The 14,033-nt window shown below is 71.2% G+C and carries 13 protein-coding genes and 1 riboswitch; of the genes, 6 read left to right on the top strand and 7 right to left on the bottom strand.

From position 1 onward, the window contains the following. Nucleotides 1-59 precede the first annotated feature (59 nt). On the top strand, nt 60-602 hold the full coding sequence (locus tag G6028_RS05195) for a DUF4112 domain-containing protein (protein WP_241730557.1): 543 nt from the start codon (nt 60-62) through the stop codon (nt 600-602). 73 nt (nt 603-675) lie between these two features. Here G6028_RS05195 and G6028_RS05190 read toward each other — a convergent pair whose 3' ends face one another. The 4 genes from G6028_RS05190 to G6028_RS05175 form a co-directional block, all read right to left on the bottom strand. After that, nucleotides 676-1,779 (bottom strand): hemolysin family protein, encoded by a 1,104-nt coding sequence (locus G6028_RS05190; RefSeq protein WP_241730556.1) that lies wholly within the window; start codon nt 1,777-1,779, stop codon nt 676-678. After that, a complete protein-coding gene (locus tag G6028_RS05185; protein ID WP_179523670.1) occupies nt 1,776-3,134 on the bottom strand; it encodes a hemolysin family protein in 1,359 nt (452 codons plus the stop codon). Before G6028_RS05185 ends, G6028_RS05190 begins: the two co-directional genes overlap by 4 nt. A 184-nt stretch (nt 3,135-3,318) precedes the next feature. Then, nucleotides 3,319-4,197 carry a P1 family peptidase gene (locus G6028_RS05180; protein WP_182617533.1) on the bottom strand — a complete coding sequence of 293 codons (879 nt, stop codon included), beginning with the start codon at nt 4,195-4,197 and terminating at the stop codon, nt 3,319-3,321. Nucleotides 4,198-4,250: 53 nt separating this feature from the next. Further along, on the bottom strand, nt 4,251-5,510 hold the full coding sequence (locus tag G6028_RS05175) for a L,D-transpeptidase (RefSeq protein ID WP_179523668.1): 1,260 nt from the start codon (nt 5,508-5,510) through the stop codon (nt 4,251-4,253). Between the two features lie 250 nt (nt 5,511-5,760). Here G6028_RS05175 and G6028_RS05170 point away from each other — a divergent pair, with 250 nt between their 5' ends. The 3 genes from G6028_RS05170 (at nt 5,761) to G6028_RS05160 (ending at nt 8,012) form a co-directional block, all read left to right on the top strand. After that, nucleotides 5,761-6,423, top strand: coding sequence for an NAD(P)H-binding protein (locus G6028_RS05170; RefSeq protein ID WP_182658246.1), 663 nt, complete (start codon nt 5,761-5,763; stop codon nt 6,421-6,423). Nucleotides 6,424-6,505: 82 nt separating this feature from the next. Further along, nucleotides 6,506-6,949 (top strand): hypothetical protein, encoded by a 444-nt coding sequence (locus tag G6028_RS05165; protein WP_182610166.1) that lies wholly within the window; start codon nt 6,506-6,508, stop codon nt 6,947-6,949. Nucleotides 6,950-7,046: 97 nt separating this feature from the next. Continuing rightward, nucleotides 7,047-8,012 (top strand): NADPH:quinone oxidoreductase family protein, encoded by a 966-nt coding sequence (locus G6028_RS05160; RefSeq protein ID WP_182658245.1) that lies wholly within the window; start codon nt 7,047-7,049, stop codon nt 8,010-8,012. A gap of 120 nt (nt 8,013-8,132) precedes the next feature. Here G6028_RS05160 and G6028_RS05155 read toward each other — a convergent pair whose 3' ends face one another. Together G6028_RS05155 and G6028_RS05150 are read right to left on the bottom strand one after the other, a co-directional pair. Beyond that, nucleotides 8,133-9,959: an acyl-CoA dehydrogenase C-terminal domain-containing protein gene (locus G6028_RS05155; RefSeq protein ID WP_182658244.1), complete on the bottom strand. Its 1,827-nt coding sequence runs from the start codon at nt 9,957-9,959 to the stop codon at nt 8,133-8,135. A 109-nt stretch (nt 9,960-10,068) separates the two neighbouring features. Then, nucleotides 10,069-11,229: a pyridoxal phosphate-dependent aminotransferase gene (locus G6028_RS05150; RefSeq protein ID WP_182658243.1), complete on the bottom strand. Its 1,161-nt coding sequence runs from the start codon at nt 11,227-11,229 to the stop codon at nt 10,069-10,071. A 45-nt stretch (nt 11,230-11,274) separates the two neighbouring features. On the opposite strand from G6028_RS05150, the gene G6028_RS05145 reads away from it, so the two are divergent. After that, the gene (locus G6028_RS05145; RefSeq protein WP_182658242.1) at nt 11,275-11,736 is read left to right on the top strand and encodes a Rieske (2Fe-2S) protein; all 462 of its coding nucleotides are present in this window, start codon (nt 11,275-11,277) and stop codon (nt 11,734-11,736) included. A gap of 175 nt (nt 11,737-11,911) precedes the next feature. Further along, a riboswitch (FMN riboswitch) is annotated at nt 11,912-12,105 on the top strand. A 93-nt stretch (nt 12,106-12,198) separates the two neighbouring features. Beyond that, nucleotides 12,199-12,918, top strand: a complete 720-nt coding sequence (locus G6028_RS05140; RefSeq protein WP_179523661.1) for a nicotinamide mononucleotide transporter family protein — start codon at nt 12,199-12,201, stop codon at nt 12,916-12,918. Between the two features lie 138 nt (nt 12,919-13,056). Here the strand turns inward: G6028_RS05140 and G6028_RS05135 are convergent. After that, nucleotides 13,057-14,033, bottom strand: a 977-nt coding sequence (locus G6028_RS05135) for an MFS transporter (RefSeq protein ID WP_182658241.1), incomplete at its 5' end; no start/stop codon positions are given.

Genomic DNA, 14,033 nt, shown 5'->3' with positions numbered 1-14,033 from the left:
GGCGGGCCGCCGCCGGGCCGCGGTGGCGAGGCGCCCCCGTCCCCGTAGGCTCGTCCCCCATGACCAGCAGTCGACCCGACCCGGTGCGGTACCCGGTGACCGATCCCGTGGCGGCGGGGCGGCCCGCTCCCGAGGTGGTGCGGACCGCCTCGTCCCCCGTGACTTCCGGCCTCGCGCGCGTCATGGACGACCTGGTGCGGATACCGGGCACCAGGTACCGCATGGGGCTGGACCCGGTGATCGGTCTGGTGCCCGTCGTGGGGGACGCGCTGGGGACCGTGGTCGCGGCCGCGGTGTTGGCCGAGGCGATCCGCAACCGGGTCCCCGTCCACATCCTGTTCCGGATGGGCTGGAACTACCTCGTCGACGCGGTGCTCGGCGTGATCCCCTTCGTGGGCGACGTGGCGGACGCCGCGCACAAGGCCACGTCCAAGAACCTGCGCCTGGTGGACCGGACCATCGCCGAGGGCAGGCGCGTGGACACCGACGCCCGCGGCTACCTGCTCCGCGCGGTCGGCGCGGTGGGTCTGATGCTGCTGGTGTTGATCGGCATGGCCGGGCTCGCGCTGTGGGGCCTGCTCAGGGTGATCGGGCTGCTCTGACCCCGGCCGGCAGGCCCCCGACCCCCCGGCCGGCAGCCCCCGGCCCACAGGTCCCCGACCCGCAGCCCCCGGCCTACACGGAGGTCACGGGCAGGAGGCGCCGCACCACGTCGTCCAGCGTGAGGACCCCCCTCACCTCGGAGACGTGGGTGCCGGGGTGGCCGCCGGATTGTTCGACGACGACGAGGTGTGCCCGCGCCTCACGCATCCGGCGGAACGCCTCGGCCACCGAGAGGTCGTGCTCGAGGGACAGGCTCGGCCGCATGAGCTCCCTCGCCGTGGCCGCCGCCTGGATGTTGATCGCGTCCCGCGCGTGCACCACGCCCACCGCGGTGTCGCTGTCCATCACCAGCAGGCGCAGGTGACCGGTGCGGCGGGCCGTCTCGCGGATCTCCTCGGGCGAGGCGTCCACGTCGACCGAGGACATCTCCTCCGGGGCGGCGGGGGTGTCCACGCCGCGCTCGCCCAGCAGGTCACCGACGGTGAGCTCCTGCAGCTCCAGTGCGTTGAGCAGCTGCCGGTGGTGGGTGTCGTCGAGCGTGCCGGCCTCACCGGAGTGGCGCACGAGCTCCCGCAGGGAGTCGGCGTCCTGCCCGGAGGCCACCTCGTCGCGGGTCTCCACCCCGATCCGGTGGAGGATCCGGTTGGCGAGGGTGTTGAGCATCACCAGCAGCGGGCGGGTGATCCAGAGGAAGCCCCGCATCGGTATCGCCAACAGCGTGGCCGAGTACTCGGGGTGCGTGATGGACCACGACTTGGGAGCCATCTCGCCCACCACGAGGTGCAGGAACGTGACGATGAGCAGGGCGATGACGAACGCGATGACGTCGGCCGTCCAGTAGGGCAGGCCCCAGCCGGCGAACACCGGGGTGAGCCAGTGGTGGACAGCGGGCTTGGTGATGGAGCCGAGCGCCAGTGCGCACAGCGTGATCCCGAGTTGGGATCCCGCCAGCAGGAGCGTGAGCTCGGAGGCGTTGCGCAGGGCGGCCCGGGCGGAGGCGCTCGACGCCGCCGCGTCCTCGAGGCGGTGGCGACGCGCGGAGATCAGCGAGAACTCGACGGCGACGAAGAACGCGGACGCCGCGATGAGGACGATCGTGGCGAGCACCACGACGAGCGGGTTGCTCATGAGGCCCGATCCGGCCTCGGCGGCGAGCAGGGTGGTGGTGGGGTTCATCGCGCGGCCTCCTCGACCACGACGTGCAGTTCGGCCGGCACGCGTCGTTCGATCCGGCGCACCTCGGTCCGGAGGACCCGGTCCGCGGAGAACTCCTCCAACACGTCCGTGTCGGGAAGGGGGATGTCGACACGGTCGCCCAGCTCGGGCAGGTCACCGGTCGTCTCGACCACCAGCCCGCCGAGCGTCTCGGCGTCCACCTCGGGCAGGGTGATCTCGAGCAGGCGTTCCACCTCGTCGAGATGGGTGTCGCCGGACAGGAGCCAGCCCAGACCCTCGCTGACCGGGGTCCCGGCGGCGAGCTGGGGATCGTGCTCGTCCGCGATCTCGCCGACGATCTCCTCTGCCATGTCCTCCATCGTCACGACGCCGGCGAAGCCGCCGTACTCGTCCACCACCACGGCCATCTCCGACTTCTCGGCGCTCAGGCGGGCGGCCACCTCCGGCAGGGGCAGGGAGGTGGGCACGATGATCGGCGCGCGCATCAGGGCGGACACCGCGGTGAGATCGGCCTGGTCGTCGTCGCACACCGAGAGCAGATCGTGGAGGTCCACGATGCCGATCACGTCGTCGGAGTCGTCGCCGACGACCGGGTAGCGGGTGTGGCCGGTGGCCATCTTGGACAGGACCTCGTTGACCGTGTCCTCCGCGCGGACCACATCGGTGCGGCTCCGCGGGATCATGGCGTGCTCGGCGGGTTGTCCGGGGAAGTCGAGCATCCTGTCCAACAGGTCGCTGAGCTCCTCGGACAACTCGCCGGTCTCTTCGGACTCGGCGACGATGTGCTCCAGGTCGCGGGCGGTGGCGGAGTGCTCCTTGTCATGCACCGGCTCGATACCGACGGCCTTGAGCAGCGCCTCGGACGCCTTGTCGAACAGACCGATGAGCCAGCCGAACAGAGCGAGGTAGATCGTGGTGGACCGGGCCAGCCAGCGTGCGACCGGCTCCGGCTTGGCGATGGCCAGGTTCTTGGGCACCAACTCGCCGAAGATCATCTGCACGACCGTCGAGAAGAGCAGTGCCAGCACCGTGCCGACCACCACGCCGACTCCCTGCGGCACGGACGCCAGGCCGAGGAGTTCGCCGATCGAGCGGCCGATGAGCGGTTCGGCCACGTAACCGACGACCAGGGTGGTGACGGTGATACCGAGCTGGGCGCCCGAGAGCATGAAGGATGTTCGTCTGGTCACGCCGAGGACGCGTGCCGCCGCCGGGTCGCCCTTCTCCGCCGCGGCCCCCATCCGGGAGCGGTCGACGGCCATGAACGCGAACTCCTGGGCCACGAAGTAGCCCGTGAGCGCGGTGATCGCCAGGACCACCACGACTCCGACGAGTAGTGAGAGCGCGATGCTCATCCGGTGTTCCCCCTTCCGAGAAGGGGGCTGATAGATCGGGCCGGTGTATCGGCTCGGCTCACTGGAGGTGCTCCTGCGCTTTCGTCGGGGTCGCCCACGGGCCGGTGCCCGGGGTGACTACCGATTGTCCCGCCCATCGCCGGAAATGTCGACTCCGTTCCGGCGTGTGGCGTCGCCGGGCGTGTCAGTGGCCGGCGGAGCGTATCGCCCGGGAGACGGCGTCCAGCGCCATCAGGCGGACCGTGTCGACGTCGGCGGCCACCTCGCCGGTGGCCACGGCGACGAAACCGTCACCGTCGTACCGGGTGTGCGGCGGTGTCAGCGCCCGGGAGAGCCCGTCGTGGGCGCCCTGTGCGACGACGAAGCACGCGGTCTTGTCCAACCTCGCGTTGGTCATCACCACTCCGATGGTGGTGTGGACCCGATCGGAGGTGTAGTCGAACGGCGGGACCAGGTTCGCGACACTGTCGAGGTCGACCTCGGTGCCGCCCGGGTCGACGTCCCCGTAGGCGTTCACCGCGCACAGCGCCCCCACGACCAGGTCGCCCAGTGTGCTCTCCGCGTACCGGATCCCGCCCGCACGGAGGTTCTCCACCCCGCGCCACTGCGACGTGAACGCCCCGGTCCCCGCACCGAGCTGCCCCACCTCGAACCGCGGCCCGCTCGCCGCGACCGCGGCGGAGTAGCCGTCCTCCGCCGTCGGCCGGACCTTCGGGTCGCCGACCCCGAGGTCGAACAGCGCCAGGGTCGGCACGATCGGGACGCGTCCACCGGGAGTGGGCACACCCCGCCCGGCCTCCTCGAGGAACCGCATCACCCCCTCGGCGGCGGCCAGGCCGAACGCCGATCCGCCGGTGAGGAGGACCGCGTCGATCGAGGTCACGGCCTTGTCGGGGGCGAGTGCGTCGAGGTCGCGGGTCGCCGGGGCGCCACCGCGCACCTCTCGTGAGGCCACCGCCCCCTCGGGGAGGAGCACCACCGTGCACCCCGTCATCGCCGACGGGTCCGTCCAGTGGCCGATCGAGACTCCGGGCAGGCGGGTCCGGGGTGTGCGGGGCTCCATCGGGCAAAATTAGCGTGCCGACCATCCGACCGGCAACGGTGTCGACCGGCCCCTCAGTCGGCGGAACCCTTCTGCCAGGTGCTCCACGGGACAGCCCAGTCGCCGTTCTGCCAGATCCCCTGCTCCGGGCCGCCGGTGTTGCGGACCTCGACGATGTCCCCGGCGACCGCCTGGTCGAAGTACCAGGACGCGTCGTCCGGGGAGAGGTTGAGGCATCCGTGCGAGACGTTGGTGTTGCCCTGGGCCCACATCGACGAGGCGAGGGCGTGGAAGTAGATGCCCTCGTTGGTGAGACGGACCCCGTGGTCGACGGTCACTTTGTAGCCGACGTCCAGCGGCAGACCGTAGGTCGACGAGTCCATGAGCACCGAGCTGGCCTTGTCGAGGACCGTGTAGACGCCCCGCTGGGTCCAGAAGTGCATGCTCACACCGTTGTAGGTCGCCCACCCGCCCTTGCCCATCGACGTGGGCATGGTCTTGACCAGCTCCTGGTTGTGGAACACCGAGACCGTCTTGGTGACGTCGTCGGCGATGGCCACCCGTCGGTCACCGATGGTGAAGTCGACCTCCGCGCCCTCTCCGCCCCACTGGCCGCCGCCGAGGTTCCGGCCCTCGGTGTCCAGGTCCACGTGGACCCGGGTGCCGGTGGCGTAGTAGTCCCTCGGGCGCCAGTGCGCGGTGGTGTCGTCGAGCCAGAACCAGTTGCCCTCGACCGCGGGCTCGGTGGTGACCGTCATGTGCTTCTCCACGGTGGCGCGGTCGGCCACCGGCTGATCGAATCTGGCGCCCACGATGATCCCGACGCCGTACTCCCGGCCCGACTCCAGTGCGCCACCGCCCGGGGTGACCAGTGTGGGGCTGATGATGGACTGAGGATTGGCCATGGTGAACGTGCGAGTGTCGGTCCTCGGGCCGCCCGTCGCACCCCGATAGGTGACGTCCAGGGTGTAGGTGCGCCCGTACCCGAGGGTGACCGCCGGCTCCCACGAGGTCGCGTCCCGTGACAACTCGCCCTCGATCTCCTTGCCCGCGTCGTTGGTGAGGACCACCTCGGTCAGGGAACCGTTCTCGACCCGGGCCCGGACGCCGTCCACCACGGCGACCTCCGTGGCCCCGTCGACCGGGGTGACCTGGAGTGTCGCCGGAACCGGAGCCTGAGACGTCTCGGTCGGGGTGGTCTCCCCGGCCGAACCCGTGGGGACGGGGATGGTGCATCCGGTCGCGATGAGCAGGAGGGCGAGTAGCCCGGCGAGGAAGACGAGGGGGACCTGCGCCGCCGAGCGCGAGAGGTACCCGGACCGGGACAAGGACATGCGTGACTCCGAGACAGAACTGGGGGTGTACCGGTGAGCACCGGCTTATGTGCACATGATGCACGCCGGGTCCGACACGACGCGAACCCACACGGGCGCCTCCGGCGTGTCGTTGTGGAGTTGTGACCGGATCGGGCCGGGAGGTCCCCGGAATGTGAGCTGCGTCTCGGGTGGCGGGGTGCCGGCCACGGTCCCGCGCCGCGCCACCGAGGAGGCGCACGGAGCGGGGCGGAGGAGTACAACGGAGGCCATGAGTATCGAACGCCCTGTGACCATCATCGGCGGCCACGGCAAGGTCGCCCTCCGCGCCGCCCGGATCCTGTCGGAGGCGGGTGCCCAGGTCAACTCCGTCATCCGGAATCCGGACCAGGCCGACGACATCCGCGAGGTGGGCGCGACTCCCGTCGTCGCGGATGTCGAGACGCTCGACGTGGAGGGCCTGCGGGAGGTGCTGCGCGACAGCGGCTCCGTGGTGTGGGCCGCCGGCGCCGGTGGCGGGAGCGCCGACCGCACCTACGCGGTCGACCGCGACGCGGCGATCCGCTCCATGGACGCCTCCGCGGAGGAGGGGGTCGAGAGGTACGTCATGATCTCCTATGACGGGGCCCGCACCGACCACGGGGTGCCCGAGGACGACTCGTTCTACCCGTACGCGCAGGCCAAGGCCGCCGCGGATGCCCATCTCCGGGAGTCCGACCTGCAGTGGACGATCCTCGGTCCGGGGATGCTCACCGACGACGCCGGAGGCGAGTCGATCGGCGTGGGCGCCGACAAGCGCGAGGACCGGGCCACGAGCCGGGACGTCGTGGCCGCCGTCACGGCAGCGGTACTGCGACGGCCGGACACCGTCGGTCGCACAATCGAGTTCTCCGACGGCGAGACCCCCATCGGTGAGGCACTGACCAGGGAGTGACGCGCGGGTGACCCGGCCGGGGCGGGTCGTTCACGAGATGGGCGGGGCACCGCGCCGGGGGCGGCACGGCTATCCTCGACCGGTGCGAATCCTGGTGGGCGGCTCGTGGATCACGGTGTCCTGCGCACTTCTCACCGCGTTGTGGAGCGTCCCGCAGTTCCTGGCGACCGGCACCGTCACCCTGAGTTCGCACCCACTCTTCGTGATCCTGTTCCTGTTCCCCGCGCAGATCGGGGTGCCGGTGTGCCTGCTCGTGGCACTGAACTCGGTACTGTTGCTCTCCCGCGGCCGCCTGGTCACCAGCCCGCGACGGTTCCTGGCCGGGGGCCAGATCCTCACGGTCGCGCTGTTGGGCATCTGCGCGTTGCTCCTGGTCCTGCCGACCACGTTCGGGCGGGAGTTCATCGTGATGGCGCTGGCCTTCCAGGTGGGGCAGGTCGTGGTGGCCGTGGGGCTCGCACTCCATCTCCTGCGCCGCCGCCCGGAGACGGCCGATCCGACCCCGCCGGTGCCCACCGACCCGTGAACCCGGGCCCACCGACCCGTGTAACCGGGTCCTCTGACCCGTGACCCGGTCGGCCCTGTCCCGGCGAGGCGGGTGTCCGGGCTGACACTATGGGTCCATGCGTGCCATCCACATCTCATCCCATGACGGACCCGCCGCCCTCGAGGTGGTCGACCTCCCAGAACCGGAGCCGGGAGCGGTCCTCATCGACGTCCACGCCGCAGGGGTGACCTTCCCCGAGGTGCTCCAGACCCGCGGGAAGTACCAGATGTCGCCCCCGCTGCCCTTCGTCCCCGGCTCGGAGGTGGCCGGCGTGGTCCGCTCCGCTCCCGAGGGATCCGGTTTCGCCGCCGGCGACCGCGTGTGCGCCTTTCCCGGCCTCGGCGGATTCGCCGAAGTGGTCTCCACCGAGCCCTCACAGGTGTTCCGGCTGCCCGACTCGTTGACCTTCGCCCAGGGGGCGTCCATCCCCATGAACGTCCTGACCGTGCACTTCGCGCTGGCGCACCGCGGCCGGCTCCAGCCCGGGGAGACGGTTCTCGTGCACGGCGCGGGTGGCGGGATCGGGATCGCCGCCACGCAGTTCGCCGTCGCGTCCGGCGCCCGCGTGATCGCGGTGGCCTCCACCGGGGACAAGCGGGAACTGGCACTCAAGGCAGGCGCGTCCGACGCCATCGCGCCGGAGGGGTTCAAGGACGCGGTGAAGGAGCTCACCGGCGGGAAGGGTGTCGACATCGTCGTCGACCCCGTGGGCGGTGACCGCTTCACCGACTCCATCCGGTCCCTCGGACAGGAGGGCCGGATCCTCGTGATCGGGTTCACCGGCGGCGAGATCCCCACGGTCAAGGTCAACCGACTGCTGCTCGGGAACAAGAGCGCCGTCGGGGTGGGCTGGGGCGAGTACTGGATGAGCAACCCCGGTTACCTGCAGAAGCAGTGGACCGAGGTGGAGCCGCTGCTGGCCGCCGGGAAGCTCGACCCGATCGTCGGCGCCGAGTTCCCGCTGGACAAGGCCGCCGAGGCACTGGAGCTCATGGACGGCCGTGGCGCGGTCGGCAAGATCGTGCTCACCACCGGACGCTGAGCGACACCCGTCCCCATGGCCCCGTCGAGGCCGTAGCGCCATCGACAAGAGCGTTCCGCGCACCCCGCTCTCGGCGGATGTGTGCGGAACGCTCTGCACGACGAGCTGGCGGGGCCGACTCTAGAAGGCGCCCTCCGGCATCCGCATGACGTCCAGGTCCAGGGCCTCGATGGTGGCGCGGGCGGCGGCGACCTGCGGCAGGTGGGCCCGCGCGAAGTGGCCGGCCACGACGACCTTGCCGGTGTAGAAGTCGTGGTCGTCGCCCGTCGCGTCGGCCAGTCGGACCGACGCCACCGTCGCCTCGCGGAGCAGCATCCACCCCACCATGAGGTCGCCGACGGCCATGAGCAGCGGCACCGCACCGAGCCCGATCAGGTACAGCGATTCCGGGTCCTCCTGGGCCGACATGAGGTGTCCGGTCAGGGTTCCGACCATGGACTCGACATCCGCCAGGGCGCCCGCCACCGCGGTGCGGACGGACTCGAGCCCGGCGGGGCCGGCCTCGTCGACCGTCCGGTGGATCTGCGCGGCGATGTGACCGAGCGAGGTGCCGCCGTCGCGGATGATCTTCCGGAAGAAGAAGTCCTGCGCCTGGATGGCGGTGGTGCCCTCGTAGAGCGAGTCGATCTTGGCGTCGCGGATGTACTGCTCGAGGGGGTGGTCCTTCAGGTATCCCGAGCCGCCGAAGCACTGCAGCGACTCCGCCAGGCACTGGTAGGAGCGCTCGGACCCCACGCCCTTGACGATCGGGAGCAGCAGGTCGTTGACGGTGTGCGCCAGTTCCGGGCCGGCGCCCGAGACGACCTCCGCGGCCACGATGTCCTGGTGGGCGGCCGCGTAGAGGTACACCGCGCGCAGTCCCTCCGCGTACGCCTTCTGGGTGAGCAGCGACCGGCGCACGTCGGGGTGGTGGATGACGGTGACCTTCCCGGCGTCGGGCTTCCCGGCGTCGGCCATGTCGTTGCCCTGCACGCGCTCCCGGGCGAACTCCAGCGCGTTGAGGTAGCCCGTGGACAGGGTGGAGATCGCCTTGGTCCCCACCATCATCCGAGCGGCCTCGATGGTCTTGAACATCTGCTTGATTCCCAGGTGGGAGTCCCCGGCGAGGAAGCCGACGGCGGGCCGGCCGTGTGCGCCGAACGCCACCTCGCACGTCGCGGAGGCGGTGAGCCCCATCTTCTTCTCGATCCCGGTCACGTACACGCCGTTGCGCTCACCGGGCGCCGCGGTCTCGGGGTCCGGCAGGTACTTGGGGACCAGGAAGTAGCTCAGGCCCTTGGTTCCGGGGCCCGCGCCCTCGGGCCGGGCGAGCACCTGGTGCCAGATGTTCTCGAACAGGTCGCCGGAGTCGGCGCCGGTGATGAACCGCTTGGCGCCCTCGATGTGCCAGGTGCCGTCGGGCTGCTCGATCGCCTTGGCGCGAACGGCGCCCACGTCCGAGCCCACCTCGGCCTCGGTGAGCATCATGGACGAACCGTGGTTGCGGTCGATGATCCGGGCGGCCCACTTCTGCTGCTGCTCGTTGCCGATGGTGTGCATGATCTCGGCGAACAGCGGTCCGGACAGGTACATGAAGATCGACGGGTTGGCCCCGAGGAGGAACTCCGTGATCGCCCAGGTGACCATGCGGGGGGCCGCGACGCCGCCGACGGCGGGGTCCACGCCGACCAGGCCCCACCCACCGTCCTGCCAGGCGCGGACCGAGGCCACGTACTCCGGGGGGAGCGTGACCTCGTGGGTTTCCGGGTCGAACCCGGGGGGGTTCCGGTCGGCGACGGAGAACGAGGCCGCCACGGGCCCCTCCGCCAGCGCGGCGGCCTCCCGCAGCATGGTGCGGACCGTCTCACCGTCGAGCTCTGTGTCGTCCCGCTCCAAGATCTCGTCGAGGCCGAACACCTCGAACAGGACGAACTCCAGGTCACGCGGGTTGCTGCGGTAGTGGGACACTCGGGTACTCCTCGTCGACGCACGGGCGCACCGACCGGCGCGTCAGGGACCTACCGTAGAGCCTGGCAGGCACGTGCGCGAGTCCGTCCGGAGCGTGCTCCGATTCGCCTCAGTTCGCCAGCGTGCGGAGCCTCCGCCCGGCCTCGTCGAGGACCTCGGGCCGTTTGCAGAACGCGAACCGCACCAGGTGCGACCATTCGCCGGAGTAGGCGTCGGTGAACGGCGCGAACGGCACCGCCGCCACGCCGATCCGGCCGGGCAACTCCAGACACCAGGACGCGGCGTCGGTGACGCCGAGCGGTCGCGGATCCGCGGTGAGGAAATAGGTCCCCTGGGTGACGGCGAGGTCCAGCCCGACCCCCGTGAGGATGTCCACCAGCTGGTCCCGCCGGTCCTGCATCTGCGACCGCAGCGCCCGGATCCACCCGTCCTCGTGACGAAGGGCGTGGGCGACCGCCAGCTGCAGCGGCGTGCCGGCGGTGTAGCTCATGTACTGCTTGGCGGCCCGGACGCCCGCGACCAGCTCGGCCGGCCCGGTCACCCATCCGATCTTCCAGCCGGTGCAGTTGAGCATCTTGCCCGCGCTCGAGATCCGCAGGGTCCGCGCGGCCATCCCCGGCAGGGTGGCGATCGAGACGTGCTCGTTGTCGTCGTAGGTCAGGTGTTCGTAGACCTCGTCCGAGATCGCGATCGCGTCGAACTCGTGGCACAACGCCGCGATCTGCTCGAGGTCCTCCCGCGGCAGCACCGCTCCGGTGGGGTTGTGCGGCGAATTGACCAGCACGGCCCGCGTCCGCGGGGAGAACGCCGCCCGCAGGGAGTCCACGTCGAGGCGGAAACGATCGCCCGAGCGGACCATCCTCGCCGCGCGCCTGGTGGCGCCGGCCATCGCGACGGTGGCGGCGTAGGAGTCGTAGTACGGCTCGATCACCACCACCTCGTCGTGGGGCTCCACCAGGCCCACCACCGCACCGGCGATCGCCTCGGTCGCGCCGACCGTCACCAGCACCTCGGTGTCCGGGTCGTGGACCAGACCCGTGTGGCCGGTCTCGTGGGCGACGATCGCGTGCCGGAGTTCGGGCACCCCCGTCCCGGGTGGGTACTGGTTGTGGCCCTCGCGCATGGCACGCACGGCGGCGTCGATCATCGACGCGGGGCCGTCGGTGTCGGGGAAGCCCTGCCCCAGGTTGACGGCCTCGAACCGCACGGCGAGTTGGGTGACCTCGGCGAAGATCGTGGTGGCGTGGGGCTCGAGACGGCGGACGGTCATGTCGTCAGCCTAGGTCCGCCGTCGCCGCCCGATACGATGGACCACATGACCGAGCACCCCGCCGCCGCATCCGTCTCCGTCGGACCGTGCACGCAGCGCCGCACCGTCCTGGCCGCCCTGCCCGGGATCATCCTGCTGCCGGGGATCGCCTCGGCGTGCGGGATGACCGAGCCGGCGGAGCCGCCGTCCACCGTGCAGCAGACGACCGAGGTGCAGGCCACCTCGATCCCCGCCGCGGACGTGCCCGTCGGGACCGCCAAGCAGGTTAAGTCGGGGGACGCGACGGTCATCGTCGCGCAGCCCACACAGGGTGAGTTCGTCGCGTACTCGGCCCGCTGCACCCATCAGGGTGGGACCGTCCAGGTGGTCCGCGACCTGCACCTTCGGTGTCCGCTCCACGGCGCCGAGTACGACGCGACTGACGGCAGCAACACCCTCGCGCCGGCCCCGCGTCCGCTCGACGTGGTCCCGGTGACCGAGTCGAACGGCCAACTGACGATCGGCTGACCCGCGGCGGGGTGCACCAGCGCCCTCCCCTCGTCGAGAAGGGCGTTCCGCACCCGTCGGCCGAGTGAGAATGCGTGGAACGCTCTTATCGACGGTGCGCATATCGACAGCGTGCCGCCCGCGCCTCCCGGGGTGCGGTAGTTGCGGCGTCGCACTCGGTGGGAGTAGAACGGGAACACGTTCTCAGGGCGGGGTGAAATTCCCCACCGGCGGTGATGCCACCGGCTCCATAGCCGGGGGCGAGCCCGCGAGCGCCCCGCACACGCGGCGGGCCGGACATCGAGTCCGGCCAGGCCGCATGCGCGGGGGTCAGCAGACCCGGTGTGATCCCGGGGCCGACGGTCATAGTCCGGATGGAAGAGAACAACGTGTCCCCGAGGGACCGCGGCCCGGCCGTGGAACCGTGGGCGATGCGGCATAAGCCCTGGGCCGTCTGTGTTGAGCCCGTGAAAGGGGCACACGATGAGCCTTCTCGTCTCATTCCTCGACGCGCAGTTGATGATCGGCGGAGTGCCGATCCTGTGGCGCGAGATCATCGGCAATGTCTTCGGCCTGGCCGCCGCGATCGGCGGGATGCGCCGCGTGGTGTGGGCCTGGCCGGTGGGGATCGTCGGCAACCTCACGCTGCTCACCGTCTTCCTCGGCGGCGTCTTCCACACCCCGCAGGACGTCGACCTCTACGGTCAGGCCGGACGGCAGGTCATGTTCCTCGCCGTCGGGCTCTACGGCTGGTGGCGCTGGTCGCGGGACCGTCGGATCAGCGCGGCCCTGCCCGGGCAGGCGGGGGTCGAGGCCGTCGCGGTCCATCCGCACTGGGCCACGGGCCGGCAGCGGGCGGGGCTCGTCGCAGGGATGATCGTCGGCACGCTGGTCTTCGGCTGGATCTTCTCCGAGCTCGGGTCGTGGGGCCCGTGGGCGGACGCGTGGATCTTCACCGGCTCGATCCTGGCCACCTACGGCATGGCCCGCGGGTGGACGGAGTTCTGGCTGCTGTGGATCGGCGTCGACATCGTGGGTGTACCGCTGCTGCTCAAGGCCGGGTACTACCCGTCGGCGGCGCTCTACCTGGTGTACGGGGCGTTCGTCATCTGGGGGTTCGTGGTGTGGTGGCGCGTCGACCTGGCGGAGCGGGCGGGGGAGTCGTCTCCCGGGGAGCGGTCGGAGCAGGTGGCTGTGGGCTGACGCCCGCGGTCGGGCCTCGCCTCGAGGCTTGCGCCCGACCGCCCGCGCCTCGCCGAAGGGTCGGACCCGCTCACGTTTCCCCGGGGTGGGCTCCGGCGATCGGGCAGATATGCGACCACTCGGCGGACGCCCCGGGTGTCAGACCGCCGTGACCCGAGGGGCCCCAGCCGCCCCCGCCGCACGCCGCGGTCGCACAGCAGCCACCACGATCAACGACAGTGCAGCGAGCGCGAACCCGAGCCCGCGGAACTCGATCCACGCGAACACCAGCCCCGAGAGCAGGCCGCCCGCCGCGCCGGACAGCGCCACGGCCACGTCGGCCTGGCCCTGGACGGTCGCGCGAACCGAGGTGGGAACGGAGGTGGTGAGGACGGTGGTGCCGGCCACCAGGCCCAGGCTCCACCCCAGCCCCAGCAGGATCAGCGCCGTGGTGACCAGCACCGTCGACTGCGGTGGCGACACAGCGGCGAGCACGCCCGAGGTCAGCAGCACCAGACCCGCCGAGACGGCGACGAGCCGCGTGCCGAACTTGTCGACAAGGTAGCCGGACAGCGGCGCCGGCAGGAACATCGCCGCCACGTGCAGAGAGATCACCAACCCCACCACGGTCACAGCGTGATCATGCGCACGCATGTGGACCGGGGTCATGGTCATGAGGCCGACCATCACGAACTGCGTCAGTGCCATCACCGCGACTCCGGTGATCACATCGCCCGTCCAGATGCGGGCGGGGGCATCCGCCCCGGCGTGGGAGGACGTGATGTCGGGAACCGCGGCGCCGGAGAATGCGGGCCCGGGGACCGCGGCGCCGGAGACCGCGGCGGTCGTGACCCCGGGGGACGACGTGATCGACGACGGCGAGGGGGTCGCCGAGCCCACCGCCGCCGTCTCCCGCCTCCGCGCCTCGAGCAGCGGATCAGGCCTGAGCAGCAGGGAGATGACGAGCGCAGCGCCGCCGTAGGCCACCGCCGCGAGGAGGAACGGTCCGGCCAACGGGAGCAGGCCGAGCGATTCGGCGACAGCGCCCGTCGGACCCACGAGGTTGGGCCCGGCCACGGCCCCCGCGGTGGTTCCCAGCAGGACGTACGACAGCGCCCGACCGCGGCGCTCGGGGG

The sequence above is a fragment of the Dietzia cercidiphylli genome, assembly GCF_014145145.1.
In the GTDB taxonomy this organism is placed as follows: Bacteria; Actinomycetota; Actinomycetes; order Mycobacteriales; family Mycobacteriaceae; genus Dietzia; species Dietzia natronolimnaea.
This window is presented reverse-complemented; position numbering and strand designations above follow the sequence as displayed.

Bases quoted from the DNA above. Each gene is read 5' to 3' on its own strand.
- G6028_RS05145 (WP_182658242.1), top strand. From the start codon at position 11,275: ATGACCGAGCACCCCGCCGCCGCATCCGTCTCCGTCGGACCGTGCACG.
- G6028_RS05195 (WP_241730557.1), top strand. From the start codon at position 60: ATGACCAGCAGTCGACCCGACCCGGTGCGGTACCCGGTGACCGATCCC.
- G6028_RS05190 (WP_241730556.1), bottom strand. From the start codon at position 1,779: ATGAACCCCACCACCACCCTGCTCGCCGCCGAGGCCGGATCGGGCCTC.
- G6028_RS05150 (WP_182658243.1), bottom strand. From the start codon at position 11,229: ATGACCGTCCGCCGTCTCGAGCCCCACGCCACCACGATCTTCGCCGAG.
- G6028_RS05140 (WP_179523661.1), top strand. From the start codon at position 12,199: ATGAGCCTTCTCGTCTCATTCCTCGACGCGCAGTTGATGATCGGCGGA.
- G6028_RS05175 (WP_179523668.1), bottom strand. From the start codon at position 5,510: ATGTCCTTGTCCCGGTCCGGGTACCTCTCGCGCTCGGCGGCGCAGGTC.
- G6028_RS05170 (WP_182658246.1), top strand. From the start codon at position 5,761: ATGAGTATCGAACGCCCTGTGACCATCATCGGCGGCCACGGCAAGGTC.
- G6028_RS05160 (WP_182658245.1), top strand. From the start codon at position 7,047: ATGCGTGCCATCCACATCTCATCCCATGACGGACCCGCCGCCCTCGAG.
- G6028_RS05185 (WP_179523670.1), bottom strand. From the start codon at position 3,134: ATGAGCATCGCGCTCTCACTACTCGTCGGAGTCGTGGTGGTCCTGGCG.
- G6028_RS05180 (WP_182617533.1), bottom strand. From the start codon at position 4,197: ATGGAGCCCCGCACACCCCGGACCCGCCTGCCCGGAGTCTCGATCGGC.